The 25348-nt window shown below is 71.3% G+C and carries 25 protein-coding genes and 2 CRISPR repeat arrays; of the genes, 8 read left to right on the top strand and 17 right to left on the bottom strand.

All coding sequences use genetic code 11. The features are described from left to right. Positions 1-107 precede the first annotated feature (107 nt). The 5 genes from AB2U05_RS34220 to AB2U05_RS34200 all read right to left on the bottom strand — a co-directional run bounded on the left by AB2U05_RS34220 (position 108) and on the right by AB2U05_RS34200 (position 4750). Positions 108-1448, bottom strand: coding sequence for an NUDIX domain-containing protein (locus tag AB2U05_RS34220; RefSeq protein WP_369185383.1), 1341 nt, complete (start codon positions 1446-1448; stop codon positions 108-110). Then, on the bottom strand, positions 1445-3364 hold the full coding sequence (locus AB2U05_RS34215; protein WP_369185382.1) for an ABC transporter ATP-binding protein: 1920 nt from the start codon (positions 3362-3364) through the stop codon (positions 1445-1447). The genes AB2U05_RS34220 and AB2U05_RS34215 overlap by 4 nt, the downstream gene beginning before the upstream one ends. Then, a complete protein-coding gene (locus AB2U05_RS34210) occupies positions 3361-3687 on the bottom strand; it encodes a MazG-like family protein (RefSeq protein ID WP_369185381.1) in 327 nt (108 codons plus the stop codon). The genes AB2U05_RS34215 and AB2U05_RS34210 overlap by 4 nt, the downstream gene beginning before the upstream one ends. 120 nt (positions 3688-3807) lie before the next feature. Beyond that, positions 3808-4419 carry an exonuclease domain-containing protein gene (locus tag AB2U05_RS34205; protein ID WP_369185380.1) on the bottom strand — a complete coding sequence of 204 codons (612 nt, stop codon included), beginning with the start codon at positions 4417-4419 and terminating at the stop codon, positions 3808-3810. A 7-nt stretch (positions 4420-4426) separates the two neighbouring features. Then, positions 4427-4750: a hypothetical protein gene (locus tag AB2U05_RS34200; RefSeq protein WP_369185379.1), complete on the bottom strand. Its 324-nt coding sequence runs from the start codon at positions 4748-4750 to the stop codon at positions 4427-4429. A gap of 48 nt (positions 4751-4798) precedes the next feature. Between AB2U05_RS34200 and AB2U05_RS34195 the strand changes: the two genes are divergently transcribed. Continuing rightward, positions 4799-5155, top strand: a complete 357-nt coding sequence (locus tag AB2U05_RS34195) for a hypothetical protein (protein ID WP_369185378.1) — start codon at positions 4799-4801, stop codon at positions 5153-5155. 492 nt (positions 5156-5647) lie between these two features. Here AB2U05_RS34195 and cas3 read toward each other — a convergent pair whose 3' ends face one another. The 11 genes from cas3 to AB2U05_RS34140 all read right to left on the bottom strand — a co-directional run bounded on the left by cas3 (position 5648) and on the right by AB2U05_RS34140 (position 18215). Then, positions 5648-8317 carry a CRISPR-associated helicase Cas3' gene (cas3, locus tag AB2U05_RS34190; protein WP_369186042.1) on the bottom strand — a complete coding sequence of 890 codons (2670 nt, stop codon included), beginning with the start codon at positions 8315-8317 and terminating at the stop codon, positions 5648-5650. A 115-nt stretch (positions 8318-8432) separates the two neighbouring features. Then, positions 8433-9255: a CRISPR direct-repeat array (repeat unit 29 nt; unit sequence CGGGCCACCTCCGCACGGGCGGAGCGGAC). Positions 9256-9295: 40 nt separating this feature from the next. Then, positions 9296-9949 (bottom strand): type I-E CRISPR-associated protein Cas6/Cse3/CasE, encoded by a 654-nt coding sequence (gene cas6e, locus AB2U05_RS34185; RefSeq protein WP_369185377.1) that lies wholly within the window; start codon positions 9947-9949, stop codon positions 9296-9298. 57 nt (positions 9950-10006) lie between these two features. Further along, positions 10007-10744: a type I-E CRISPR-associated protein Cas5/CasD gene (cas5e, locus tag AB2U05_RS34180; RefSeq protein WP_369185376.1), complete on the bottom strand. Its 738-nt coding sequence runs from the start codon at positions 10742-10744 to the stop codon at positions 10007-10009. Continuing rightward, positions 10741-11886, bottom strand: a complete 1146-nt coding sequence (gene cas7e / locus AB2U05_RS34175) for a type I-E CRISPR-associated protein Cas7/Cse4/CasC (protein WP_369185375.1) — start codon at positions 11884-11886, stop codon at positions 10741-10743. Before cas7e ends, cas5e begins: the two co-directional genes overlap by 4 nt. Then, positions 11883-12494, bottom strand: a complete 612-nt coding sequence (gene casB / locus AB2U05_RS34170; RefSeq protein ID WP_369185374.1) for a type I-E CRISPR-associated protein Cse2/CasB — start codon at positions 12492-12494, stop codon at positions 11883-11885. Before casB ends, cas7e begins: the two co-directional genes overlap by 4 nt. A gap of 177 nt (positions 12495-12671) precedes the next feature. Next, positions 12672-14126 carry a type I-E CRISPR-associated protein Cse1/CasA gene (gene casA, locus AB2U05_RS34165; protein WP_369186041.1) on the bottom strand — a complete coding sequence of 485 codons (1455 nt, stop codon included), beginning with the start codon at positions 14124-14126 and terminating at the stop codon, positions 12672-12674. Between the two features lie 611 nt (positions 14127-14737). Beyond that, positions 14738-15313: direct repeats of the CRISPR family, unit length 27 nt; unit sequence GTCCGCTCCGCCCGTGCGGAGGTGACC. A 290-nt stretch (positions 15314-15603) separates the two neighbouring features. Next, positions 15604-16170, bottom strand: coding sequence for a hypothetical protein (locus tag AB2U05_RS34160; RefSeq protein WP_369185373.1), 567 nt, complete (start codon positions 16168-16170; stop codon positions 15604-15606). Positions 16171-16185: 15 nt separating this feature from the next. Next, the gene (locus AB2U05_RS34155; protein WP_369185372.1) at positions 16186-16623 is read right to left on the bottom strand and encodes an ATP-binding protein; all 438 of its coding nucleotides are present in this window, start codon (positions 16621-16623) and stop codon (positions 16186-16188) included. Between the two features lie 214 nt (positions 16624-16837). Further along, entirely contained in the window at positions 16838-17572 is a 735-nt protein-coding gene (locus AB2U05_RS34150; RefSeq protein ID WP_369185371.1) for a hypothetical protein, read from the bottom strand. A gap of 14 nt (positions 17573-17586) precedes the next feature. After that, on the bottom strand, positions 17587-17775 hold the full coding sequence (locus AB2U05_RS34145; protein ID WP_369185370.1) for a hypothetical protein: 189 nt from the start codon (positions 17773-17775) through the stop codon (positions 17587-17589). After that, entirely contained in the window at positions 17772-18215 is a 444-nt protein-coding gene (locus AB2U05_RS34140) for an ATP-binding protein (protein WP_369185369.1), read from the bottom strand. The genes AB2U05_RS34145 and AB2U05_RS34140 overlap by 4 nt, the downstream gene beginning before the upstream one ends. Before the next feature lie 170 nt (positions 18216-18385). On the opposite strand from AB2U05_RS34140, the gene AB2U05_RS34135 reads away from it, so the two are divergent. Beyond that, on the top strand, positions 18386-19246 hold the full coding sequence (locus AB2U05_RS34135; protein WP_369185368.1) for a helix-turn-helix domain-containing protein: 861 nt from the start codon (positions 18386-18388) through the stop codon (positions 19244-19246). Continuing rightward, the gene (locus AB2U05_RS34130) at positions 19243-19476 is read left to right on the top strand and encodes a DUF397 domain-containing protein (RefSeq protein ID WP_369185367.1); all 234 of its coding nucleotides are present in this window, start codon (positions 19243-19245) and stop codon (positions 19474-19476) included. The genes AB2U05_RS34135 and AB2U05_RS34130 overlap by 4 nt, the downstream gene beginning before the upstream one ends. A 43-nt stretch (positions 19477-19519) precedes the next feature. Here AB2U05_RS34130 and AB2U05_RS34125 read toward each other — a convergent pair whose 3' ends face one another. After that, on the bottom strand, positions 19520-20518 hold the full coding sequence (locus tag AB2U05_RS34125; RefSeq protein WP_369186040.1) for a C40 family peptidase: 999 nt from the start codon (positions 20516-20518) through the stop codon (positions 19520-19522). A gap of 201 nt (positions 20519-20719) precedes the next feature. Here AB2U05_RS34125 and AB2U05_RS34120 point away from each other — a divergent pair, with 201 nt between their 5' ends. The 5 genes from AB2U05_RS34120 (at position 20720) to AB2U05_RS34100 (ending at position 25200) form a co-directional block, all read left to right on the top strand. Further along, entirely contained in the window at positions 20720-21184 is a 465-nt protein-coding gene (locus AB2U05_RS34120) for a hypothetical protein (RefSeq protein ID WP_369185366.1), read from the top strand. Between the two features lie 5 nt (positions 21185-21189). Then, the gene (locus AB2U05_RS34115; RefSeq protein WP_369185365.1) at positions 21190-21471 is read left to right on the top strand and encodes a hypothetical protein; all 282 of its coding nucleotides are present in this window, start codon (positions 21190-21192) and stop codon (positions 21469-21471) included. Positions 21472-21545: 74 nt separating this feature from the next. Further along, entirely contained in the window at positions 21546-22283 is a 738-nt protein-coding gene (locus AB2U05_RS34110) for a hypothetical protein (RefSeq protein WP_369185364.1), read from the top strand. After that, entirely contained in the window at positions 22280-23755 is a 1476-nt protein-coding gene (locus AB2U05_RS34105) for a hypothetical protein (protein WP_369185363.1), read from the top strand. The genes AB2U05_RS34110 and AB2U05_RS34105 overlap by 4 nt, the downstream gene beginning before the upstream one ends. Then, positions 23752-25200, top strand: a complete 1449-nt coding sequence (locus tag AB2U05_RS34100; protein WP_369185362.1) for an SCO6880 family protein — start codon at positions 23752-23754, stop codon at positions 25198-25200. The genes AB2U05_RS34105 and AB2U05_RS34100 overlap by 4 nt, the downstream gene beginning before the upstream one ends. Positions 25201-25348 lie beyond the last annotated feature (148 nt).

Raw genomic sequence — 25348 nt, 5'->3', positions numbered from 1 at the left:
CGGGCATCGCCGGCCGTTCACCACGATCCGGCAGGTCCTCGGCGACATCAGGGCCGTTGGCCCCGCCTGCTGCGCCCGTCAACACATGTTGACGGGAGCAGCCTGGTTCAGGCTCCGATCTGGTCGAGGTAGTGGGCGACGTACGGCGGGGTCCGGAGCGCGGTGACTTCGGCGAAGGGCACCCAGGCGATGCCCACGCCTTCGTCGCCGAGCCGGATCGCGTCCTTCGGGCCGGTGTACACCGCGTGCAGGACGCGGGTCATCGCCGAGACGCGCTCGTGGCGGGGGCCGGGCAGCTCCCGGACGTCGGTGATGGTGATCCCGGCTTCCTCGAAGACCTCCCGGGTCGCGGTCTCGGGCGGCGTCTCGTCGTCCTCCCGCCACCCGCCGATCGGGGTTCGGTGTCCGGGCCAGGCGATGCCCTCCTTCTCGTCCCGGTGGTGCAGCAGCAGCTCGCCGTCCGGGGTGGTGACGAACACGACGACGCCTTCGAAGTCCTGCTCGGGCGGGGTCGGGCGCTCGATGTAGAGCACCCGGCCGGAGCGGGCGGCGCGCAGCACCTGGAGGTCTTGCCGGTACTCCTTCGGAGTCTTGTAGTGGCGCCAGGTGTAGTCCGTCTCGAAGCGGTGCTCGCAGTGCTCGGCCGGGTCGAGGACGATGCGGGTCTGCTGTTCCCCGGTGAGCGTGCCGCCGTCGAAGACCCAGCCGATCGACGCCACGGGTCGGATGTGGTCGGCCTGCTGGTGGATGACGGCGATCAGCCGCTGTCGGCCGACCGGGTCGGGGTTCTCGGCGAGCAGGTCGAGGCCGATCTCCTCGCGGGCCTCGCGCAGCGCGGTCTCGAACGGGGACTCGCCGGGCTCGGAGTTCCCGCCGGGCCAGTCCCAGCGTTCGGTGTCCACGGCGTTGCGCATCCCGAGGACGCGGCCCTCGTGGTCGCGTACCAGGAAGCAGGCCCACGTCATCGGCCGGTCGATCGTGGCGAGGTAGTGGCTGGCGGGCTGCCATCCGGCGGCGAGGCGGTGGGTGAGCCAGGTGATCACCTCGCGGTAGCCGTCGCTGGTCGGCGGCAGTTCGTCCGGGTGGAACCAGCCGTGGGCGTCGTGCTCGGAGAGGGTCACTGCGGTGTCGTCCGGGACGGTGCAGGTGAAGACGAACTGGCGGGTCAGGCGGCCTCGGGTGTTGATGAAGTCCAGGGCCCGCACGTACTCGATGTCGGGGCAGTGGATGCCGGTCTCCTCGGCGAGCTCCCGGATCGCACCGTCCCGGGGGTCCTCGCCGTCGTTCAGCCCGCCGGCCGGGTAGTCCCACAGGCCGGGTAGCACGTCGTCCTGCGTGCGGCGCAGCATGAGGAGGCGGCCCTGCGGGTCGCGGACGACCGTTCCGGCCGCGACCTTCTGGACGCCCTCGGCCAGGGCCTGTTCGGCGAGCAGCTGGTACGAGATCACGCGTTCTCCTCTTCCGGGGTGCGCTGCGCGGGGATGCCCGCGCGGTCGTTCTGGAGGTCCCACAGCTCCCGGAACCGGCCGCCGGTGTCGGCCACCAGTTCCTCGAAGGTGCCGCACTGGATCACCTCGCCGTGGTCGAGGACCACGATCCGGTCGGCGATGGCGACGTTGGTGAGCCGGTGCGTCACCAGCACCACGGCCTTGTCAGTGGCGAGTGCGCGCAGGTTGGTGAAGATCCGGTGCTCCGCGCGGGGGTCGAGCGCCGCGGTGGGCTCGTCCATCACCAGCAGGCCGGCCCGGCGGTAGAAGGCGCGGGCCAGCGCGATGCGCTGCCACTGGCCGCCGGACAGTTCCTCGCCGCCCAGCCACTCCACCGCGAGGAGCGTGCCGAGGCCCGAGCGCAGCTCTGCCAGCACCTCGTCCGCCCCGGAGGCCCTGGCGGCGGCCCACAGCGCCTCGTCCTCTCCTTCGTCGTGGGGCTGGCCCAAGGTGATGTTCTCCCGGGCGGTCAGGGGCCAGCGGGCGTAGTTCTGCGGGACGACGGCGACCTGTTCCCACATCGCCTGTGGGTCCATGGTCCGGGTGTCGGTGCCGTCCCATTCCACCGCGCCGGCACCGGGCTCCGGGGTGTAGAGGCCGGCGAGGCACTTGGCGAGCGTGGTCTTGCCGGAGCCGTTCTCCCCGACGAGCGCCACGATCTCCCCTCGATCGACGTGCAGGGTCACGCCGTTGAGTGCGGTGCGCTCGCTGGCCGGGTAGGAGTAGGTCAGCTCCTTGACCGTCACCTGGTGGGGCGGGGCGGGCCGGTGGGTGCCGGTGCGCAGGGCGAAGCCTCCGGCGTTGTCGAGGAAGCCGAAGAGGTCGTCCAGGTACATGCCGATGCGGAACAGGTAGGCGCCGTAGCCGACGATCCCGGCCAGGCTGTTGGAGACCGAGGTGAGGACGACGACGGCCGCCCCGCCGTGGGGCAGGCTCATCCGGCCGCTGGTGACCAGCCACGCCATGGTGGCCCACACGATCCCGGCGCCGAGCCCGGAGGCGAGCGCGCCGAGGACGGACACCTTCGCGGTCGCCGCGGCAGCGTCCTTCGCGTTGCGGTCCAGGCGCCGGCCGACCTGGTCGTACTTGGCCATCAGGAAGCCGCTCATCGTGTCGGAGCGCACCTGGTCGGCCTGGGCCTTGACGTGGATGTACCAGCGCAGGTTCGCCATGATCCGCCGATCCGCCATGGCGTCTCGGCTGGCGAGGTACTGCACCCGGGCGGCGCGCACCGAGGCCAGCCCTTGCGGCAGCGCGGCCAGGACCAGCAGCGGAAGCAGCAGCGGGTGGAGGTAGGCGATGACGGAGGCCGCGCCGATCAGCGAGCCGAGCGAGGCGAGCAGGTTCTGGGCCTCGCCCAGGATCTCGACGCACATCTCGGCGCCGCGGTCGGCCGCCTCCAGGTCGTCGGAGTACCCGGAGTGGTCGTAGGCGGTCAGCTCGGTGGCGAGGGTGGCGCGCAGCACCGTCGCCTCGGCCTCGCGGGCGATGCGGGGGGACAGTCGCACCGTGATGGTCTGGTTGACGATGCCGAGCAGGCGGCGAAGCCCGGCGGTCGTGGCGATGACGAGGATGGAGGGCAGGGCCGCCGTCAGGCGGCTGGTCGTCGCCCCGGCGGCGAAGACGGCGCTGATGCCGTTGGCGGTGGCGAACAGGCCGGTGGCGCCGAGACCGGCGGACAGGATCTGGCAGGTGAGCAGGAGCGCGGCGGAGCGGGGTTCGATGCGCCAGGTGAGGGCGTAGGCGCGGGCGACGACCTGGGGAAGGCGGCGGGCCATCGCGGTGACGGTGATGGCCCGGGTGGCCTCGACGCGGCGCCGGTCGCCGCTGAACTCCAGCTGCTCGTCCGCGACCGGCCCGGTGGTGGTTGTGGTCAAGCGGTGGCCTCCCAGCCCTCGGCCTTGGTGCGGATGGTGCTCAGGTGCTCGGTGAGGAACCATTCGGGGTCGCCGCCGAGCATGCAGAGCGTGACGAGGGCGGTGAGGGCGGTGTCGCACGCCTCGGCGCGCACGTGGTCCCAGGTGTGGGAGTGGCCCTTGTTCGGGTTGAGTCCGAGCGCTCCGATGATGGCCTGGGCGAGTTCGCCGGCCTCCTCCTGGACCTTGAGCCCTTGCAGCATCCGGAGCTTTTCGGGATCGCCCTCGAAGCGTGAATTCAGCTTATTAGCAACCAAGTTGGCTACTTGCAGCAGCTCTTCCATGGCGGCTGATCCTGCTCCCTGTTCGATTTCGCGTCCAAGCGCCGGGAGGTTCCCGGCGGTTCTCGGCGGTTCCCGGCGAGCCCGGGTCGAAGACCACGTTTTCGATTCGGGCCGGGCCGCTCACCACAAGGTCGGGTCCTCCTGCGGCCGGGGTGGGTGGCGGTGGCCGGGCAGTCCGGGCGGGACGGCGGCGGCCAGCAGGGCGGTCCAGGTGGCGTGGTGCCCGGCGAGGTGGATCAGCAGCAGGGCCGCTGCGTGGGCGTCGAAGGCGGCTCGGTGGCGCTTCCCGGGGACGGCCGACAGGTCGATGCCGCACAGCTCGATCAGCGCGTCCAGGCCGTACCCGGCGGCCTTCCGGTAGGTCGCGCGCGCCAGGCGCAGGGTGTCCAGCACCCCGGCCGGCTGCCACCCCGGCAGGTGCCGGGACAGGACGCCGTAATCCACGTGGGCGTTGTGCGCGGCGATCCACGCGCCCTCCAGGTCGGCGCGCACCCGCTCGCCGATCTGAGTCCAGGTGGGCGCGGCGGCGACGGCCTCGTTCGTGATGCCGTGCACCCGCACAGCCATCGGGCTGATCGGCCGGGGCGGTCGGATCAGGGCGGAGCGCGTCGAGGCGGGTACCGGGCGGCCGTTGACCACGGGGACGGCGGCGAGCTCCACCAGGTCCGGCGGCTGGGCGCCGTTGCCTTCCACGTCCACGACGACGACCAGGGGCCAAGTGCTGTAGTCCATACGCTCCCTATCGGCTGGCGGCCAGGATGCGGGTGAGCGCCGAGGCGGCGCGGTTGAGGGCGGCGCCGAAGGTCTCGTGCAGTTCGGCCGGTAGCCCGCCCTGGTCCAGGCCGCAGGCGGACACGCTCTCGGCGAGCTGTTGCTGTTCGGCGAGGGTGAGGGCGGCGGCGACGGCCGGATGGGCGAGGACATCGCGGGCCGCGTAGCCGTCGCCGCGCTCCAGCGTCCGAGCGGTCAGGAACCGGGCGGTGCCCTGGGCTCGCGGATGGCCGGTGACGCCCGCGGTGTCGAGAAGGGCGAGGTCGAGCCGGGCGTCGCGCGCAAAGTCCACCAGGCGTCCGGTGTAGCCACCGTCTGCCCACACCAGCACGATGCGCCAGTGCCGCGCGTCCAGATCGCGTCCTGCGTCTACGCCAGCATCGACGGCAACACCGGGTGGGACACCCTCCTCGCCAGCACCTGGGTCTACAACCCGTCCGGGGTCAACATCGACGTGTGCTTCCAGGCTCTGTGGGTGAACCCCGGACGGCTCCACGAGCCAGGCCTACGACTTCACCTGCATCGGCTGGAACCACGCCGGCGGGGAGTACAAGGCCCCCAGCTTGGCTGGGTGCACCCGTCTGCGGGCACTTTCGTAGTCCAGGCCGGGTTCTGGGCGACGATCAACGGCCACTACGGCTACTACGGCGCCGTGCAGTCCCCGCGGATCACAACGGACGGCCAGAACGACTTCTGACGATCCCACCCGTGCCCGGCGCGTACCCGTTCCTGGCGATGCCCGGGCCGGGACGGGCACGACACGGTGTCCGGCTCGGACCGGGTGATTTAGATGCGATGGAAGGCGACTGGGCCGCGAAGCCAGCGCAGTCGCCTTCCACGGTGGTCGTGGCGCTACACCGTGGCGCTCGTCGACCCGCTCGACGAGACCGGGCACAGCAAGTCCTGCTCGAGGAGCGCGTCCACCTCGGCTTGAACAGCCTCGATAAGCAGGGTCAGTGCCTGCGCGTACGGGCCGGACCGCAGGTCGGGCAGGTCCGCGATCTCGCAGATGCGTCGCTACCTGCGCGCACAGGCCGGACCTCGCCGACGACGAGACCCTGCGCTACACGTCGGGTCGCTCCCTGCGCGCGCGGTGGCTCCGGACCGAGTGGTGCGGGCGACGACGAGGGCTGCGCGGCCGCCCTCGATGGCGTCCTGCTCGCTCCTCGTCCGGGGCCCGGGTCTGCGGCTATCCGCGGATGATGCCGTCAACGGGGTCCAGGCGGATCGTCCGGCCGTCCGGGGCACGCCATCCGCCGATCCGCCCGTCGTGCGGGATCAGCACGACGTCGCGCAGCGCGGGGCTGGTCTGCCACGAGGCCGGCGGCAGGGTTTCCGACCCGGCGCCGGTCAGCCAGGTCGACCGGACCTGGACGGTGGAGAGGAGGATGGTGCGGACGTCGTCCTTGCCCGGGCTGGGGGGCAAGTTAGCCGGGCCGTCTGCGGTGACGAAGGTCCAGCCGCCGTCACCGCCCGGCCAGACGGGCAGGATGCGCTTCGAATCGCCGCCCAGGCGGGTCACCGCGAGGTCAGGGTCCAGAGCGGAGGTCAGCGGGTGCAGGTCCTTGACCCGGCCGGGCGGCGGGATCATCACCACGTCGGCGGCCGCGGCCTGCGCTTGTTCCCTGGCCAGGCGTTGCGCGTCGTCGGGATCCATCCGGTCCGGGTCCCAGGCCGCGTCGTACACCTCGGCGATCAGGGCGGGAACCGCGTCGGGGATCGCGATCGGGGACTGGAGCGCGCGTAGCGCGTCGCAGGTCCGGCGGAGCAGGGAGATGTCGTAGACATCGCCCCAGTGCGGGGCGGGCAGGCCGCCGGGCGGGGACACGACCACGAGCCGAGGGGCAGGTGCCCAGGCCGGCCGCGGATGGTCGTGGCGGTGGCACCGCCCGGCACGCTGCAGGAGCAGGCTCATCGGCGCGAGGTCGGAGACGACCAGGTCGAAGTCCCAGTCCAGGGACTGCTCGACGACCTGCGTCGCCACGACGACCAGCGGCCTGTCAGGGCGGGTGCCCTTCGATCCGACCATGCCCTCGATCAGGCCGGTGCGCGCGATCCGCTGCCACATCGGAAGCCGGGCGTGCAGGAGCACGACCTGCGGACCGTCCTCACCCCACTGCTCGGCGAGCAGCCTCCTGGTCGCCTGCGCGTCCGCGACGACGTTGCACACCACCAGCGCGCAGCCCGTCCCGGCGACGGCGGGCTGCAGCTCCGCCAGGATCCGGGCGGCCCGCCCGCCGGCCACCGCCGGGTCGTGGGTGTGCCGGACGGTGTGGTGGTCGACCACGACCTCGCGCTCCCGGGTGGTGGGGAGCGGCCCGTGCGCCGTGACCTTCCCGCTCACCGCCGAGACGTGGACCCAGCCCGGGTAGGGGGCGACGACCGGCACCGCCTCCGTGTGGCCGGCGCCGGCCCGGTAGGCGCCGACGAGATCGGTGGCGGTCCGCCCGGTCAGGGTCGCCGACAGCAGCACCACCGGGATACCCAGGTGGCCGCACCACTCAAGCAGCCGCTGCGTCAGCCGGTGCCCGTACGCGTCGTAGCTGTGCGCCTCATCGATGACCAGCGTCTTCCCCGACAGCCCCAGCCACCGCAGCACATTGAACCGCACCGGCAGCGCCGCCAGCGCCGCCTGGTCCCAGGTGCCCACCGCGACCCCCGCTGCCAGTCCCCGGTGCGGCCCGCGCAGGAAGTCCGCGGCCTCCGTCGACACACAGCCGTCCGCGACGATCTCGTCCCGGCCCGGCTCGTAGTCCTCGTTCAGCCACGCCATCGAGTTCAGCAGCGTCACCGGGGTGCCGACCTCGGCGGCACGGGCGGTGAACTTCCTCACCCTGCGCCACATCGCGTCGGTGGTGGCCATCGTGGGTAGCAGCACCGCCAGACCGCCGGCTCCGGCTGCCGCGCCGAGGACCCGGGCGGCGAACAGCGCCGTCTCGGTCTTCCCGTCGCCGGTCGGCGCGGTGACGAGCACCAGCCCCGGCCCGTCCACCAGGTCCTTGAGCCGCTTGGCCACATCGGCCTGCAGCGGGTACGGGTCCGTGATGTCCGGGAACAGGTCGGTGAACGTCGCAACCGGCTTCCAGGCCGGCGCCGCCAACTGGGCGTGGGCAAGCACCCACGGCGCCCGCTGCCGGATCCTCGCCACATGCGCGGCGAGGTCACCGTTCCACGCCTCCAGCCGGCCCTGCACCTGCCGCGTGTTCGACGCCAGCCAGTCCGCCAGCACCACCACCCCCGTCACCACGACCGCCGCCCCCGCGGGCAGCAACCGCGGCGGCGCCCCCGGCGACCCGCAGATCCCGGACACCACCCGCACATGCTCCTCACGCTGCACGGCCCACCCATCCGCACCCAGCCCGCGCAGCACCGTCAGCGGATCGGCCATCGCCACCGGCGACAACGCCTCACCGAACACACCGTGGTGACCGCCGACGATCTGCGCGAGCTGGTGCGCCACCGACTTCCACGGCCGCTCGACCTCCGGCCACCCCAGCCCGGTCAGGACCTGCGGCAACGCCCAGTGGCTCGCCATCTGGTGCGGGATCCACTCGTCGTGCATCCAGCCCACCGGCGCCGGAAACCGCGGGTCCGCCAGCAACCCGGCCGTCCCCTCGACACCCCGCTGAAAGCACGGCACGATCTTCCCGACATCGTGAAGACCCCCCGCCAGCATCACCAACCGCCGCGCCCAACCCAGGTCAACACCCCACCCGCCGGCGATCAGCTGCCGCTGGGAAGACGTCAGGTACGAATCCCACAACGCCCCCGCAACCACCGCAGCGTCGGCCAGGTGACACACCAACGGGTACGAACCCGTCAGGCCACGCCGCTTACCAGTAACTCGCGGATCAAACACCCAAATCCCCTCAAACAAGACTATCGTCGCACTACGGCCCCAGCTCAGCGAAGTCCGAAGCCCTCCACGCGGGCGGAGCGGACTGCTGCACAACGTTGGTCACGGTGGTGCCGTACGGGCCACCTCCGCACGGGCGAAGCGAACTCCGGGAGCCACCGGGGCGTCAGGAGTGTCGACGGCCCGCCTCCGCACGGGCGGAGCGGATTCTTCGGCGCGATCGTCGAGAATCCGATCGATCGGGCCACCTCCGCACGGGCGGAGCGGACGCCTCGGCCAGCTCCAGCGCGAGGGGGATCGGCGGGCCACCTCCGCACGGGCGGAGCGGACTCGCGGCCACGATGTCCCCGTTCTCCGCCACTGCGGGCCACCTCCGCACGGGCGGAGCGGACAGCTCGAACTCCGAGTCGTCCGCGAGGCGCTTCGGGCCACCTCCGCACGGGCGGAGCGGACACAGTTTGGTCGAGAGCGACGCGATCGGGCTGCGGGCCACCTCCGCACGGGCGGAGCGGACTTCAAGGGCTACAGCGAGAAGCGCGCCGACGACGGGCCACCTCCGCACGGGCGGAGCGGACGCCCCCTTGGCCATGGGGGACGAAGTGTTGATCGGGCCACCTCCGCACGGGCGGAGCGGACATGGCGCCGGCTGACATCCGCAAAATGAAGGTCGGGCCACCTCCGCACGGGCGGAGCGGACTTGTCCTGGATGGACTGCAGTTCACCCATCGCCGGGCCACCTCCGCACGGGCGGAGCGGACATCTTGCCCGCGTTGACGGCGTCGGCGGCGATCGGGCCACCTCCGCACGGGCGGAGCGGACACGACCGTCCGCAGCATCGCGGGCGCCGTCGCCGGGCCACCTCCGCACGGGCGGAGCGGACACTACATCCCGGGGGAGCCCACGCCCTCGGGGCGGGCCACCTCCGCACGGGCGGAGCGGACTCTTTCTGACCTGCGACGATCTGGCGGCTTGGCAATTTCTTTACTCTTGGTGTGGGGCGATGCTGAGGAGGCCTGCGCCGTAGGCGAGGCCGCGGCCGATGCCGTTGGTGACGGCAGTGCGGAGCGAGTGGTGGTCGGTGATGGTGGCGTGGCCTTCGAAGCGGGTGAGGGTGTGGCGGATCGGCCCGGTGTCGCGGTGGCCGGTGGCGGGTTCCTGGGGGATGTCGAGGACGTCGTCGAGGTCGAGGCCTGCGGTGCGGGCTTTGCGTTCCCACCAGGCGATCGCCTCCTTGCCGTGCAGCGGAACGGGCTTGCCCCGGTTGAGGCGGCCGTTGGTGTCGCGGGCGCCGTCGCGCAGGGAGCGGGTGGGGGATCCGTCGATGCGGTAACGGATCTTGCGGCCGTCTGCGAGCCAGTCCAGCAGTGGCGCCAGGTTGCGCTGCTGCACGGTGGCGTAGCGGTCGGGCAGGACGGTGGGATCAGCGGCCAGGGTGGACTGGACGAGGACGGTGGTTTCGTGGGGGGTGCGTTCGATCCGGTAGAGGACGCCGAGGCTGCGTCGGGCTGCGTCGCCGCTGGTGAGGGCGTCGGGGTACATGCTCATGATCCGCTGGTGCATGTGGCTGGTGTTGCGCAGGTCGGCTGCCGCGTCGCGGGAGCGGGGGTCCAGGCGAAGCAGGGTCAGGTGGGTCATCGGGCTCTCTCCGGTGGGGTGTCCTCCCCCGCGGTGGGCGGGGCCGGTGCTGCTGGGTCAGGTGCGGGTGTAGGCGGTGAGGGCGGTGATCCAGGCGGTGCCGGTGCCGGCGTGCTGGTCGGCGGTGAAGGGGTGGCGGGTCTCCCACAGGGGGCGGTGGGCGAAGCGGCGGCCGCCGGTGGCCGGCAGCTGGTCGCGGACCTGGGTGACCGAAGGCTGGCCGGTGCCGGGGTCGGTGTCGTGGATGAAGACGACCTCGACGGCGCCAGAGCTGCCGGGTTCGCGATGGAGCGGCAGGCGGTGGAGTTCCGCAGCGGGGTCGTCGACGGTGGTGATCAGGATCGGGGCGGCCGGCGGGCAGGAACGGCGCCCCAGGTACGGGTGCCAGACAGGCCGCCGCAGGGCCTCGGCCACCGCCTCGGTGGTGGCGGCCGGGCCGGTGACGGCGACGGTGAACGCCGCGTCGGCCAGGTACCAGCGCTCGGACTGAAGCGTGGCCTCCTTCAACTGGCGGCGCCCGCCGGCCGCGGTGATCACGGTCTTCTCCCGCGGGTAGCCGCCGCCGACGGTGTGGTAGTCCCGCAGGAGCCGGCCCGACCGGTCGATGCGCACCGTGTACCGCAGTTCGGCCAGGTCCCCCAGGTCCGCCCCACGCGGGCGACCGAGCGCGCACGCGAACAGCCCGGTCACACCGGACCTCGTCGGGTACGGATAGGTCAGCCGGGTCCCGAACTGCGACGGGCTACCCCAGGACTGCATCGGCGCGGCCAGGTGCAGCAGCAGACCGCCCCTCACAGGTGCTCGCCGATCGCCACGTCGACGGTCGACAGGAGCTTCTCGAGGGAGCCCGAGTCCTCACCCAGGTGCTCCACCGCGCCCACGCCCAGACCGGTGTACGCACGAGCCAGCACACCACCGTCGCCGTAGAAGGCGTTCACCGCACCGGCGTGCTCGTCCAGACGCCCGATCGACGGCTGGACGAAGCCGCTGCCGCGCTCCGCCGCGACCGGCCGCTCGAACGCCCCGCCCAGGTTCACCGGCTGGTCCCCGCGCAGCACCACGTGCACCAGCGACGGCGGCGTGAACGGCGCCGTCGAACCCTGCCGCGCAGACGGCACCACCACCGCGAACGCCCGCGCGAACTCCACCGCCACACGCCGCGCACCCTCCCCGTCACCGCCCAGGTTCCCCGCCAGCTCCGGCAGGTTCACCGAGCTGTACCGGTAGTACGTCCCCGACGTGTGAAACGCCGTCCCCAGATGCGCCGACCCCGACTCGTCCTCCTGACCCCGCGTGATGTCATCCACCGCGGTGAAGTAGTCCGGCTGCACCGCCACCGCGTGCGTCGTCAACTGGTGCGCCACCTGCACCGCACCCGCCACCGCCGAACCCGGCTCGTTCGCCAGCATCCGCCCGAACGCCGCGATACTCGACGTCCGCCCCCGCAACACCTCCAGCACCCGCCCGCCGGCCGCCTTCACCAGCTTCGCCTGCGCCACCTCCTCCTTCTTCCTGTCCACCGCCGCCTCAACCAGCTCCCGCTGCCCCACCGCGACCTCGGCGAGCTCCGCGATCCCGGCCCGCGGCAGCAGCAGCATGCTGTTCGTGTCGTTGTCCCCGTCCACGGCCACGCCCTTCACCCCTGCCGCCAGGACCACCATCCGCCCCGCCCGCTGCGCCAGCTCCTCATCCCACCCGCCGGCGCGCACCAGCTCGGCGGCGATGCTCTCCGGCAGCCGCTTGGTGCGCACCGCCCACTCCCCCAGCCGGTCCTCCACCTCCACCCGCACATGGCGCTTCCCCGACTGCGAGGAGATCCGGCCGCGCTGCTCGCCGCCGTAGAAGGCGGTCTTGGGGATGTTGAGGTCGTCGCGATTGAGGCACGACAGCGGGTAGGAGTGGATGACGTGCAGGTCCAGGTACAGGCGGCGCTTCATCGGTCGGTCTCCTCGACGGTCTTGGCGGTGCTGTTGGTGTCGTACTGGTAGTAGGCGCGGGCCCAGGCGCGGGCGGTGTCGGTCGGGTGGTCGACCCAGCGGGTCAGATCACGCAGCAGCAGCGGCCACACCACGGGGACGTCGCCAGCGCGCAGCCGGGCGACGAGCGGCGGCAGGTCGCGGGTGAGCGCGTCGGCGTCCTGGCGGGACATCAGCAGCAGCCGGGCCTGGACGGTGTCGGCGCTCAGCACGCCGGTACGCACGGCGCGGGCGAGCGACCAACCGAGGTTGCGCCAGCGGTCGCCGTCGACCGGGCCGGTCAGGCCCGCGGGCGGCTTCGGCTTCCGGTCGAGGCGCGGGTTGGGGGCCTGGTCGGCGTACAGGCCGGCGGTCAGCACGTAGGCGCGTTCGGTGTCGCGGTTCGTCCAGCGCGGAATTCGGGCCAGGAGGTACTCGTAGGCACGGAACGGCTTTCCGGGGTCGAGCAGCGCCGAGCGGACCGCGGCACGCCCGCCGGGCGTCGCGCACTGCTGGTGGACGTGCAGCATGAACGCGCGCTGGTGCTCCAGCACGTCCGGTTCCGCCGCGGGCGGCGATTCGGTGGACATGGTCACCTCGGTGAGGGTTGAGGGGGAAAGGCTCCTGCCGGCGGCGGGAGCTGCGAACGGGAGGAGATCGGAAGGAGAGACGACCTCTCCTTCTCCTCCTTCTCCTTCCGGCTGATTGCTCGTTCAGGGGGTGGCCGGGGGCTGCGGGTGCCCACTCACCGCCCGGACGCCGCACCACTACTGCTGCTTCGTCTTTCGGCCCTTGGGCGGCCTGAGCATCGCGGCCCGGGCCTCCTCCACCGCCTGCATGCCGCGCGGCGTGAGCGCGGCCGTCTCCGTCACCGCGTCGAACACCCGGACCGCGACCTTCTGGAAAGCGGGCCAGGCCCGCACCCCGTCACCGTCCGGGACGACCGCCCTCCAGAACTCGGCCTCCGCCTCCGACCAGTACACCGGCAGCGCTGAATCCACCCACGGGCACACCTTGCTGTCACCGCTGAACCCCTGCCACGCCGCCCGCAGTGCCTTCGCCAGCCCCGACGCGGTGCCCTCGGCCCGCGCACGCGTGACCGAGACCGCCGCCGCGCCGTCCTCGTCCAGCTCTTCCAGGTAGCCGAGCACCGGCGGCGTCACCGCCGTGAACCAGGCGGTCTCCGGGTCACGCCGCTCCTGGTGCAGCCCGTACGCCCGCAGGCGAAGACCGGCCGCCGTCGCCCGCGGCAGCCGCGCCACCGACGCCAGAACTGCCGGCCGGTAGCGCGGCGTCTTGCCCGGCACGGTCTTCAGCAGCAGCGCGTCCAGGTCCCGCCACGCCACCCGCGCGCTGTTCGCCCGCACGGGACCGCCCTCGTCCCGCCGGATCACGTACGGGTCCTCGGCCTCCGGCAGTTCGTTCTCCCACGCCCACGTCACCCACGTGTCCGTCACCAGCGCACCGTCGGCGTCGGGCTTGAGCAGCACCGCGTGCGCGGCCCGCCCCGTCAGCAGCGACACCGGCCCCACCGGCGCCGCGGGCAGCCGCGGGTCCGGCAGTTGCTCGGTCTCCCACGGGGCCTCGTCCCGCCCGGGGTTCGTCGGCCAGGTCTCCGGCGACGGCACCCCCAGGACCAGCGTCTCCGCCAGGCTGCGGCCCGCCGGGAACCACGACACCAGCGCACGGATCGGCCCGGCCACCGTGTAGTGGCTGTTCCGGCCGTCCGAACGGCGCCGGTTCGCCGCCGTCCCGGACGGACCCGCGAACAGCCACGTCAGCAGCGCGAACGCCGCCGTCTCCACAGGAATCGGCCCGCCGAGCCCGCCCTTGTCCAGCGGCCACCACACGTGGTTGTTCCCCGACGGGCTCGTCATCACCAGCCGGCCGGTCCCGCTGCTGCCCGTGCACTCCCCCGCCAGCCGCGGCTCCTGCAGCCACGGCCGCTCCGCGTCGAACAGATCGAACCGCCCCGCGTACTGGCCGAAGTACGCGGCGATCCGACCGGGGTCCAGACGGCCGGCCTCCAGCACGTCCCACCGGTTCTCGTCCCAGTCCTCCGCCGCATCCAGGCCCGTCACCCTCGCCGTCAGCGCGATCAGAACCCGCAACAGCGCCGACTCCGAGGCCGGATCAGGACAGTCGACGTGCTCCAACAGATGCGCCCACCTCAGCACCTCGCCCAGGCCCAGCACCACCGACTCCCCCGGCCCACCACGCACAGGCAACTCGGCCACCTGCTCAGGAGCCAGGTCAGCACGCACACGAGCCGTGATCCACGGCCTCACAACCACATCAAACGACGGACGCGTCACAGGGCGGTCCCCCCTACTCGAGCACGGTCAGTCACCACCCAGTGACGCTAAACCCAGGGACTGACAACCGGGACCCAAACCCAGAACAGAAGACGCCGTCACACCCCACCACTAGGATCAACCGCCAGCTCCTTGACACCACAACAGCTCCTCACCCGATGCTTCAGCATGGTCAAGAACCAACACGGACCACGCTGCGCAGCAGGTCGCGAAGGGTCCGTTCCGCCCGCGCGAAGGTGCCCCTTAGCCGGCCGAACTGCAGCAGCGTGGTTTGGAGTCCGTTCCGCCGGCGCGGAAGTGCCCCTTGGGTGCCGGGTTTCGGCGACGACATGGCGCAGTCTGCTCCGCCTTCGCGGAGGTGACCCGTCCGGACGGCGCGAATGGATCGGCGCCCCCCCGGAGTCCGCTCTGCCCGCGCGGAGATGACCCGGACCACCTCCCGCAACAGCAGCCCCGAACCTGAGGCACCAGCACAGTCAAGAAACAGCAAAGTCACCGCTGCGCCGCAGGTCAGAAAGGTCCGCTCCGCCCGTGCGGAGGTGACCTGGAGTTGGTGTGGAGGAAGTAGATGTCCAGGTGGTCCGCTCCGCCCGTGCGGAGGTGACCTGCTCTGGTTGGCCATGGCCTCACCCTTGGCCGAGTCCGCTCCGCCCGTGCGGAGGTGACCTGGTTCCCGGCCGCAAGTCCTACAGCGCGGAGATGTCCGCTCCGCCCGTGCGGAGGTGACCTGCCGATGTGCTGGAACGGCTGGGCAGCCGTCACGTCCGCTCCGCCCGTGCGGAGGTGACCTGGCGCCCGGAATGCGCACGGGAAACGCGAATGGGTCCGCTCCGCCCGTGCGGAGGTGACCTGGTCGTCGTCCCGGAGTGGTGGGTGGAGGAGACGTCCGCTCCGCCCGTGCGGAGGTGACCCGAAGGTGACGATGCCGTTCGCGGCGCCCAGCAGATCCGCTCCGCCCGTATGGAGGTGACCCGATCTCGACTCCGTCGAGCTGCCCGATCGTGGTGTCTGCTCCGCCCGCGCGGAGGTGCCCCGTACTCGTCAGCCAGGCCCTCGGCAACCAGTTCATCCGCTCTGCCCCTGCAGAGGTAGCCCGATGGAACCGGCCGGAACCATCCTCATCGAACCGTCCGCTCCGCCCGCGGGAGTAACCCCGGATTGACATAGTCGGCAACCCGACCTGCGTGTCGACTCCGCTCGCGCGGGGGTTGCTCCGCGAAGTCCGCCTGTTGACCGTGGTCGACATCGTCGGGATCTACGTCCACTGGTAAGCGGGCCGGTCGAAGAACCAGCTCGCTGCCCTGGGCAAACCGAAGTGCCAGCTGGCCGACCGGCACATCGCCGGTCGGCCAGCTGTGTGTTGGAGGTCCGCGAAGCCAGGTTCCTACGGTTGCGCGGTGGTCGCGTGGGTGGCGCGGGTGCGGCAGCGGGCGAGGGCGTTGCGGAGGCGGACGTCCGGGGCGGGGTCGGCGGTGAGGAGTTCGCCGGCGGTGACGAGGGTGGTCCAGTAGAGCTCGGGGTCGCCGGTGGCGGGGAGGGGTCGGGCCGCGGCGAGGGAGAGGTAGGCGGCGGTGAGGTTGCCGGTGGTGAACCAGCGGGCGAGACCGTGCTGGTGGCCGGCGCGGATGGCGCCCATGGCGTCGATGGCGGTGAGGAAGAGCTCGATGATCGCTCGCTCGCGGGCGTCGAGCTGCTTGGGGACGTCGAACACGCCGAGGGCTTCGAGGAGTTCACCGGTGTCGTCCTCGGAGCCGGGGCGGGGGTTGGCGAGCAGGGCGTCGTAGCAGTCGCCGAGGCGGCGGTCGGTTTCGGTGGAGGGGATCGCGAGGGCAGCGCAGACGGCGCGGGCCGAGCGCAGGGGCTCGCGGGTACGCCGGGCAAGGGCGGCGTAGGCCTCGGCGGGGGTGGCGCCGGTGTCGAACAGGTGGCGGGCGGTGAGGGCCAGTCGCATGGTGGGCGCTCCCTGTCAGGCCGCGAGCGCGGAGGCGGGGGCGACGAAGGCCCAGGTGAACTTGCCGATGCCGCCGGCGCGGGGGCAGCAGCCCCAGCGCTCGGCGAGTTCGTTGACGAGGAGGAGGCCACGGCCGTGTTCGTCGTCGGGGGCGGTGTGGAGGAGGGTGGGGCGGCCGCTGCCGCCGTCGTGGACTTCGAGGCGCAGGCGGTCGTTGACGACGGCGAAGCGGATCTCGATGAGGCAGTCGTCGGGCGCGTCGGAGTGCTGGACGGCGTTGGCGAAGAGCTCCCCGAGGAGGAGCTCGGCGACGTCGCGGTAGCGGTCGCCGGTGGGGAGGGCGGCGAGGTACGCGCGGAGGAGGTGCCGCGCGAGGGGCGTGGATTCGGTGCGGGAGTCGAGCCGCGCGGCGAAGGTGCGGGGGCGGCGAACGGCCGGGCGGGTTTCGAGCATGGCGAAGTACCTCAGTGCAGGAAGGAAGGTGTACAGAACCGGGGATCTGGCGCTGACGTGGAGATCGGAGCAGCGTTGCTTCACATTGCGGGGCACACAGAGGGGCGCGCGTATGCGCATTCACGCCCCACGGGCATGACGCACTCCACATTGCACAACTCTGAGTTTGCCGCCCGCCCCGCCGGTGGGGACGGACACGGAGGGTGACTTATGGTCAGATCAACGGCCCGAAGAGGCCGCGCTCCCAGGTGCCGAGCCAGGAGGCCGTGGCGGACGGCAGCTCCTGGTCCTCCGTGGACTCGTCGTACGGGAGCATCGCGGTCGGAGCGATCCAGCCCTCCCCCGGCTCGATCCGGATGCGCAGGACCCCGAGCCGCCGTCTGCCGCCGGCGAGGAAGTGTCGGAGGTCGTCGGTGTGCGGGTGGTGGGTCTCGTAGTGGTCGTGCAGGGTGCGGCAGATGGACTTGATGTTGATCGTCGCGAGGAGCAGGTAGCGCTCGCCGGGGCCGAGGTTGACGCAGAGGCGACGGCGCGAGGTGTCACGCTCCCGGTACGGGAGGTTCTGGTAGCTGTCGATGTGGAGCCCGGGGCGCAGGCCGGTCTCCGGCAGGCGGTGGGTGACGGGCTCGCCGGACGGGTCGTCGGTCGTGCCGAGCGGAATCGGGTGCGGGTCGCCCAACACGCGGACCAGGGCGGCGAGCGAGTACTCGTCGGTCACGGTGGCGGGGGCCCGGAAGAACTCCACCAGGCCGCTGTCCTTGGTGAAGACGGACGGCGCGCACTGTGCGGGAAGGTCCTCCGACAGCGGCGCCCACTGGCCGGTCGGGAGCACGGCGCCGGATTCGTGGTCGGGGTCGCCGCGGAGGAGCCGGACGCCGCCGATCTCGCAGCGGTCTCGGAGGGCCGCCGGGTCGCGGAAGGCGATGGCGGCGGGGTGCATGCTGGTCATGGTGTCGCCTCGGGTCAATCGTCGTCGTCGGATGAGTTGTTGTGGCGGTTGATGCCGGTCATCAGGGCGGCGGCCAGGGTGGTCCACCAGACGACGTCGGCGGTCGCCGGCTCGCTCGGGGAGACGAGGCCCGAGGCGAAGCAGGCGAGAGCGAGGCTGGCGATGGCGATCCCAGCCGTCGTGGCGAGCTTGATGGGGATCAACTCCCGGAAGATGGACGGTTGTTGTCCGGGTCGAGGAGGGCCCGAACCCAGACCCGCTTGCCGGCGTCGCGGCGGACGATGACGCCGAAGTCGACCGCCAGCTGACGGACGAGTTCGATCCCTCGGCCACCTTCGGTGAACCGGCGGGGGTGCGGGCGGCGGACCCGGAGGTCGCCGCGCGGGTCCCGGACTTCGAGCCGGCAGTCGCCGTCGAACTCCTGGAGCGAGAGGCCGACTTCACCCTGCCCGTGGCAGGCGTGGACGACGGCGTTGGTGACGAGTTCGGAGGCGATGAGGACGAGGTCGTCGACGGGGTCGCCGCTCCAGCCCCAGGAGTTCAGCTGCTCGCGGATCAGGCGACGGGCGGTACGGACCGAGGTCGAGTGCTCGGTGAGGACGGTCTCCCAGGTTCGGAGGACCGGGTTACGCAAGGTGGACATGAGTCACCCCACACCTTCTGCGGCGTGTTCAAGCGGTCACGTTGAGTGTGGGGCATCGCAATTCGAACCTGCAACACGAACGGAACAACAAATCCGTGGATCTTGAAACGAGTTGAGCCGCCGGCGCATCATGGCGAAACTGGACGCACACTCAGAAGGAGGGGCGCTACTTGAGCAAGGACCTGTCAGCAATCAGGCAGATCCGCCTCGGTGACGAGCTGCGCAGCTGGCGGCTGTACAACAACAAGACCTTGACCGAGGTGACGGCGGGCCTGAAGGGCTGGAACGCAGCTCGCCTCAGCAGAATCGAGCGCGCCCACCAGCAGATCAGTGCCGCCGACCTGAAGATGCTGCTCGACCACTACGGCATCGAGGGCCAGGAGCGCGAGGACTTCGAGGGCCTGCTCAGCGACGGCCCAACCAAACAGTGGTGGCGCAACTTGGACTTCGCGGACTCGATCACCGCCGCGTTCGCCGAGTACCTCGCGCTGGAATCCGATGCCTCGCACATGCAGGAGTACTTCCCGTCCGCGTTTCCCGGGCTTCTCCAGACCGAGGGCTACGCGAAGGAGATGATCGCGGCTGGCCTGAGCGCACCCAGCGAGGAACAGATCGAGACCGCTGCTGAAGTCCGCGTGCTGCGCCAGCGGAGGCTGATCGAAGAGCCGGCACTCAACTTCGAGGCATACTTCGGCGAGTTGGCGCTTCTGGTCGGCGGCGATCAGCAGGTTCTGGCCGACCAGATTCGCCACACGATCAAGGTCGCCCAGTACCATCACGTCACCGTACGCATGGTTCCCCTGAGCGCCGGGCGGCAAGGCATTCTCAACTCTGGGATTGTCCTCATGCGCTTCCCCGATGACCCCGAAGAGGGCTTCGTCTTCGTCGAAGCAGTCGGCGGTATGCTCCCGCGTAGAACGGGACGCGATGTTCGACGAGCCGAACGGGCATTTGCCCGCGTCAAGCGGTGCGCGCTGTCTCCGGAGGACACCATCACAGCCCTCGAACGCAAGTTGGAAGAGTTGACGTGAACGAAGAGCGCGACCCCTACGACCACGATCCCGCCTCTGCCACCTGGGTCAAGTCCCCGTTCTCGGGTGACGACAACGGCAGTTGCGTAGTCATCGCACGCTTCGACAACGGCGACGTCTGGGTCGGCGACGACAAGAATCCCGACCGACCCCACCTCGCGTTCGACCAGGCCGAGTGGACCGCCTTCGTCCAGGCCATCGAAACCCGAGACCCCCGCTTCACCGCCTGACCACCGCCGCAGCGCCACAGGGGATGTCAGCCAGGCCGAGCGCCTACGGCCTGGTGGCGCCTGCGAAATCGGCGGCCGGCATATCGCCGACCCGGGCAACCTTGACCACGTCGCCGGTCTTCGGCGCGGAGATCATCTGTCCGTCGCCGAGGTAGAGCGCCACGTGGTAGATGTGGCCGTCGCTGTGCCGCCAGAACAACAGGTCGCCGGCCTGTAGGGCGGCCTGGGCCACGGCACGGTCCGCCGTGGCGGAGTACTGCTCGGCCGCCGTGCGAGGAAGTCGGCGCGCCGGCCAGTAGGCGTACTGGACGAGGGCCGAGCAGTCCCAGCCGACCGTGGTGTCGGCCAGGCACTGCCCGTCCCGGTATCCGCCGACCCCGTCGCAGTGGCCGCGGCTCGGCCCAGCGGGGCTGCCACCGCCGTAGCTGTACGGGACACCGAGCTGGGTGGCGGCCCTGCGTACGGCTTCGGGGCCGATTCCCGTCCCGGTGATCGGGGACATCGAATCGCCCGCCTGAAAACGGCTCAGGTTGCCCATGATGTCCGCCACATACCGCCGGGTCTCGGCGTACGGCGGGACACCCCGGCTGCCCTCGACCGCGGCCCATCCCGCGTTGAAGCCGGCCAGCGCGAGGCGCCGGGGATCGTCCGCGAAGCCGGAGGACACCGCCTGCCCGAGCAGGCTGCACATGTACCGGCCCTGCGCCATCACGGCGTCGCCGACGTCGTACGGCGACGCCGAGCCGCTGTGGTCGTCATCCCGCCCCCACGTCGCCCACGTGCCCGGCATGAACTGCGCGGGCCCCTCGGCGCCCGCCGAGCTGCGGGCGTCGACGCGGAAGCCGCTCTCCTCGGACAGCTGGGCCGCAAGCAGGGCCGGTGTCAGTCCTGGCTCGCGGCACTCGCCGGCGGCCCGGATCACCCATGGCCGGTAGGCCTCCGGCACGCCCGTCAGGGACGTGCGGTCCGCTTCGGCGACCCCTGCGGTCAGGACCAGCCCCAGCATCACGCCGACCAGAGCGAGCAGAGCCAAGAGGAGCACACCGCCCGCGACCAGGATCCCCTTCACCGAACCCTCCCGCGCGCCGTACGTCGATAGGCCCGAATGGGCGCATGGGCGCACCCTGCCCACCACCGAGGGCGTTACGCTACGTGGCCGAACGACCACGATGCCCCCGTGATCGGTGGGGCTGACCTGACAACGCAATCAGAAGGTGGAGGTTGCGACGTGACACTCAATCCGGTGGTACCAGCTCAGAAGACGCGCATCGTACCGACGTACGGCCTGATGCCCGTGCACGGGTACGACATCGCGGCCTCCGTGGTGCTGCGGATGCTCGACGGTGAGGAGGGCCGGGGCCACCGGGCGGGCGGACTGCAGCCCGGGGAGCCCGTACCGGTCGGCACCCAGCCGGTGCTGCTGACCCCGAGCACCGCCTTCGGCTCGGTGCTGGTCGAGTCGATCGTCCGGGCCTGGCCCACTGGCAGCCTCCCTCGGCCGTGGCTCATCGTGGTCGCCGATGTCCCCGCCAGGCCCGCCCCGGCTGCACGCTACCGCTTTCGCGCGCTGGGCGGCCGCCTGGCCGGGACGGTGCACATCCCGTACCTCCCCGCGCTCCGGGCGGTCGAGCGCCCGGAGGACGCGTTCACCGATGCCGCTGTGACTCGGGCCGCCGCCAAGCTCCGTGCTCAGCTCGAAGGGAAGTGATCGACATGTTCCTCACCGAGGACCCCAAGTCCCAGCTGATCCCCGGCGCCAAGCCGACCAAGATCCCGGGGATGGAGGGTACGGTCAGCACCTTGTTCGGCTACGGCCTCTGGATCCTGCTCCTGTCCGGCGTCGTCGCCGCCGGCGTCGGAGTGTGGAAGCTTGCCATGTCCGACAAGTCACGCCACGGCGGAGGGTCCGAACCGTTCAAGTGGATGGGCAGCGGAGTCGCGGCCGTTCTGCTGGCCGGGTCATTGATCTCCATCCTCAACGGCATCGCGGGCTGAGGATGGTGAAGGCGAGGGGAAGTCGAACTCCGTCCCAGGTCGTGATGTGGGCTTCGGGCGCGATGCTGGCCGCCGTGCTCGGGCTGACCGGGTACGCGGCGTTGGTCGGCGACGACGGCGGTCCGGCGCCGCAGCGTCACGACACGGTGTCGTCGCAGGCGCCACCAACAGCGACCACCGCCCCGCAACCGGCGCCCACGTACAGCGCTCCGCCGACCTGGACCGAGCCGCAGCAGTGGCTTGCCGCGCCAAGAGGCGTACGGAAGGCGGCGAACGGGCGGGAGATCGGATTCCCCGACACCACCGAGGGCGCTATCGGGATGATGGTGGCCGCCTCCGCGATCGACGTCGAAGGGTCCACCACCTTGGCGGACCAACAACTGGAGGTCTACAGCGTCTACCTGGTGCCCGCCGACCAGTCACCGACTGCCGAGGCGAAGGTGCGCCAGGGTGCAGAGCGAACCGACGCCGCGACACGAGAGGCCCTCGGATTGCCCGGCACCGGGCCGCTACCGAGCGGCGCGTCCATGCGGAGCACGATGATCGGGGTCAAGCCCATCCGGGTCACCCCGACACAGGTGGCCGCCTACGTGCTGATGACCGTCATCGACAAGGGCGGGGAGATGGTCCCGGCGAAGACGGTCTACAGCATGGGCATCCTCGCCGCCGTCTGGCAGGACGGTGACTGGAAGCTGTCCGGGCAAGCCATCAAGGACTCGGCGGCGCAGGCCGGCCAGAAGCCGGCCATCGCCGCACCGGGCGACGCCGCCTTCAACACCGCCGGCTGGACCGCGATCAGGCAAGCGTCGTGAGGGCCCGGATCGCCGCTCTGTTCCTGGCACTGGCGATCGTGCTCGGCACCGGCACAGCCACCGCACGTCCAGCCGCGGCGGACGACGGCGTCGTCGGGACGATCGTGAAGTACAGCTGCGGCTTCACCGCTGTCGGCATGATCGAGCGGATGACCGACAACGACTGGTGCGACTCGGCCGGTAAGGCGGCTGACAAGGCGGTCAAGGAGGAGTGGGACAAGATCTGGAAGTCCGCGATCGGCGACTGGCTCAAGGCGGCCATCGAGCTGTGCAAGACGCTCATCGCGGCGACCCTGACGGTCGCCCTGAAGGGCCCGTCGCTGAAGCTCGAGGACACCGGGCTGTGGAGCGGGAACGCCGTCCTGGCCGGGATGCTCGCGTGGCTCGGTGTGCTCATCTCCGCCTTCGGATTCATGTGGCAGGCCGGGCGTATGGCCGTCACCGGCCAGGCCAAGCACCTGTGGCGCGCCGCCTCCGGATGGGGACAGAACGCGCTGCTCAGCATCTTCGGGGTCGCGCTGGTGGCACTGCTGCTCGAGGCGGGCGACGCCCTGACCGACGGCTTGGTCCAAGGCGTCTTCCACGACGACAAGACGGCCTTCGACAAGATCATCACGACCATGGTGCCGGAGGGAGTCGTGAATCCCGTGATCGTGGTGTGCGGCTCGGTGGTCCTCATCCTGGTTGGCTTCATCCAGCTCATGCTGGTCTTCCTGCGCAACAGCGCGATCCCGATCCAGTGCCTGCTGCTGCCGATCGCCGGAGCCGGACGCGCCGGCGGCGACGCCACCCAGAAGTGGATGTCGAAGCTGATCTCCTCGATCCTCGTCGGGATCGCCTACAAGCCCATCCTCGCGGCCATCATCTGCGCCGGCTTCACCGAGTTCGGCAAGGCGAACGGCTTCAGTGCGTGGCTGCGCGGCCTGGCCACACTGCTGCTCGGCATCCTCGCTCCCGGACCGCTCACCCGAATCTTCGCCTCGCTGAGCGAGGAACTCGGATCCGGCATGGCCGGTTCCGGCGCCATCGGGGCCGTGGGGGCGATCGGCGCGATGGCCAAGCGCGGAAGCGAAGGCGGGGGCGGAGGCGGAGGCGGGGACGCGGGCGGCGGTGGAGCCGAACCAACCTCGGCCGTCGAACATGCCAAGCACGTCGCGCAGACCATGCCCAAGAGCGGGACCAGTGAGGGAGGTCAGGACGACGGCGGCGATGCGCTTGCCCAGGCCGCCCGTACCGGCGCCGGACAGATCCCCAACCCGACTCCCCCGGGAGACAGCGCAGCTCCCGCAGCCGGTGTCCCCGGAGCAGCAGGCACCGAAAACGAAGCGGGCACCGCCGGTATCTCGGGTACGGCCGCCGGGGCTGCTGGGGCCGCAACAGGCGCAGGCCTCGCCATCCAGGTCCTGGACGGCCTCAGCCAGACCGTCCCACAGGGCGCGGAAGAGATCGGAAACGGAGGGAGCAGCCTATGACGGCCCATGAAGTCCCGGACGGGCTGCGGGTGCAGGGATTCCGCACCCGGCGCAGCTTCGGGCTCGGCGGGATGTCACGGGAGGCCACCATTCTGGCGGCCCTCGTGCTGATCGCCGACGGCATCCTCGGCGCCCGGTACCCGGACACCCTGCTCGTCACAGTGCCGCTGACCCTCACCCTCGCCGGGCTGGCGGCCGCACGCCGTCACGGTATGTCGGCGCTGGCCTACTACTGGGCGATCTTCTCCTGGCGACGTGCCAACCGCGCGGGTACGACCTCCTACCGGCAAGTCCTTCTCCCCCAGCCGTACGCCCTGGACCTGCCCGGCGTCGGAGCCAGCTCCGTGCTGGTCGCCGCCCACGACCCCACCACGGGCCGCCCGGTCGGGGTGGTGCACAACAGGTCCACCGGGGCGATGACCATCACCACTCTCCTCGCTCCCGGCGGGACGCTCATGGCCACCACCAGCGCAGTGCGCACCGGCCTGCGCACCTGGAGCGCGGTCCTGGACGCGATGAGCACCGACGACCAGATCCTGGGCGCCTCCGTCACCGTCCAGATCACCCCCGGCGGCGGCGAAGCGCTCGCGGACGACGTCAAAGCCCGCCGCCGTCCGGACGCCCCACGTCTGGCACTGGACACGATCGACGAACTCGTGCGCACCACACCACGTGCCACCGCCTCGGTGGCACCGTGGATAAGCGTCATCGTCGACCCGACAACGGGTGTGAGCCCACCGACCGACCTGGCCGAGCAGGTCGCCGAGGCCCTTAGGGTGGTCGACACACTCGACCTGAGCGGCACCGGGACCGACATCGTGCGGCGCACCACACCCACCGACCTGCGCCGCATCGTCCGTGCGGCCTACGACCCGTCTGTTTTCAACGCCAGGGAGGAGGAGTTCGCCGAGCTGTCCTGGGCGGAGTGCGGCCCGGTCGCCGCCGACGACCTGCGGGAGGCGTACGCCCACGACGGCGCGGTGTCCGTGAGCTGGGTGCTGCGGGAGATGCCGCGCCGCCCGATCCCCTACAGCGTGCTGCTGCCGCTCCTGAGCCCCGGGCGGTTTCAACGCCGCGTGACCCTGTCCTACCGGGTGCTCGACCCGTACGAGGGCGAGGCGGTGCTCGAACGCGAGATCTCCAATGCCGAGCAGCGTGCGCAGGCGACCGCGCAGGTCCGAGGACGGGCGAAGTGGAGCCAGAAGGCCGACTACCAGCGTGCCGAGCAGGCCGCCCACCAGGCGGCGAGCGGTGCTCAGGTCGTCGAGTGGACGCTGACGGTCACGAGCACCGCCCGCTCCGCCACGGAATTCCCCGACGCACGACAGGAGTTGGAACGCGCGGTGAAGGCGACGAAGGGGATCCGGATGCGGCCGGCCTTCGGCGCGCAGGCAGCCACCTTCGCCGCCGGTCTGCCGATCGGCTACCACCCCTTGGTGAAGTAGGGAGTTGACATGGGGAAGCCGGTGCTGCTGACACCGCAGTGGATGCCCGAGCCGAACGGCGGACGGCCCGCACGCGAAAGGAAGGGCCGCGCATCGGGCACGCGGCGTGGCTACGCTCCCCGACTCGGCTGGGGCGGTCTCTACGGAG

This window comes from Streptomyces sp. Y1 (assembly GCF_041053115.1).
Taxonomy (GTDB): Bacteria; Actinomycetota; Actinomycetes; order Streptomycetales; family Streptomycetaceae; genus Kitasatospora; species Kitasatospora rubellomurina.
Note: the sequence above shows the minus strand (reverse complement) of the source record. Positions and strands in the feature narration are given on the sequence as shown.

Coding starts and splice junctions, on each gene's coding strand:
- cas6e (WP_369185377.1), bottom strand. CDS start 9,949: ATGACCCACCTGACCCTGCTTCGCCTGGACCCCCGCTCCCGCGACGCG.
- AB2U05_RS34115 (WP_369185365.1), top strand. CDS start 21,190: ATGTTCCTCACCGAGGACCCCAAGTCCCAGCTGATCCCCGGCGCCAAG.
- AB2U05_RS34160 (WP_369185373.1), bottom strand. CDS start 16,170: ATGCGACTGGCCCTCACCGCCCGCCACCTGTTCGACACCGGCGCCACC.
- cas7e (WP_369185375.1), bottom strand. CDS start 11,886: ATGAAGCGCCGCCTGTACCTGGACCTGCACGTCATCCACTCCTACCCG.
- AB2U05_RS34100 (WP_369185362.1), top strand. CDS start 23,752: ATGACGGCCCATGAAGTCCCGGACGGGCTGCGGGTGCAGGGATTCCGC.
- AB2U05_RS34140 (WP_369185369.1), bottom strand. CDS start 18,215: ATGTCCACCTTGCGTAACCCGGTCCTCCGAACCTGGGAGACCGTCCTC.
- AB2U05_RS34150 (WP_369185371.1), bottom strand. CDS start 17,572: ATGACCAGCATGCACCCCGCCGCCATCGCCTTCCGCGACCCGGCGGCC.
- AB2U05_RS34205 (WP_369185380.1), bottom strand. CDS start 4,419: ATGGACTACAGCACTTGGCCCCTGGTCGTCGTCGTGGACGTGGAAGGC.
- casB (WP_369185374.1), bottom strand. CDS start 12,494: ATGTCCACCGAATCGCCGCCCGCGGCGGAACCGGACGTGCTGGAGCAC.
- AB2U05_RS34155 (WP_369185372.1), bottom strand. CDS start 16,623: ATGCTCGAAACCCGCCCGGCCGTTCGCCGCCCCCGCACCTTCGCCGCG.
- AB2U05_RS34210 (WP_369185381.1), bottom strand. CDS start 3,687: ATGGAAGAGCTGCTGCAAGTAGCCAACTTGGTTGCTAATAAGCTGAAT.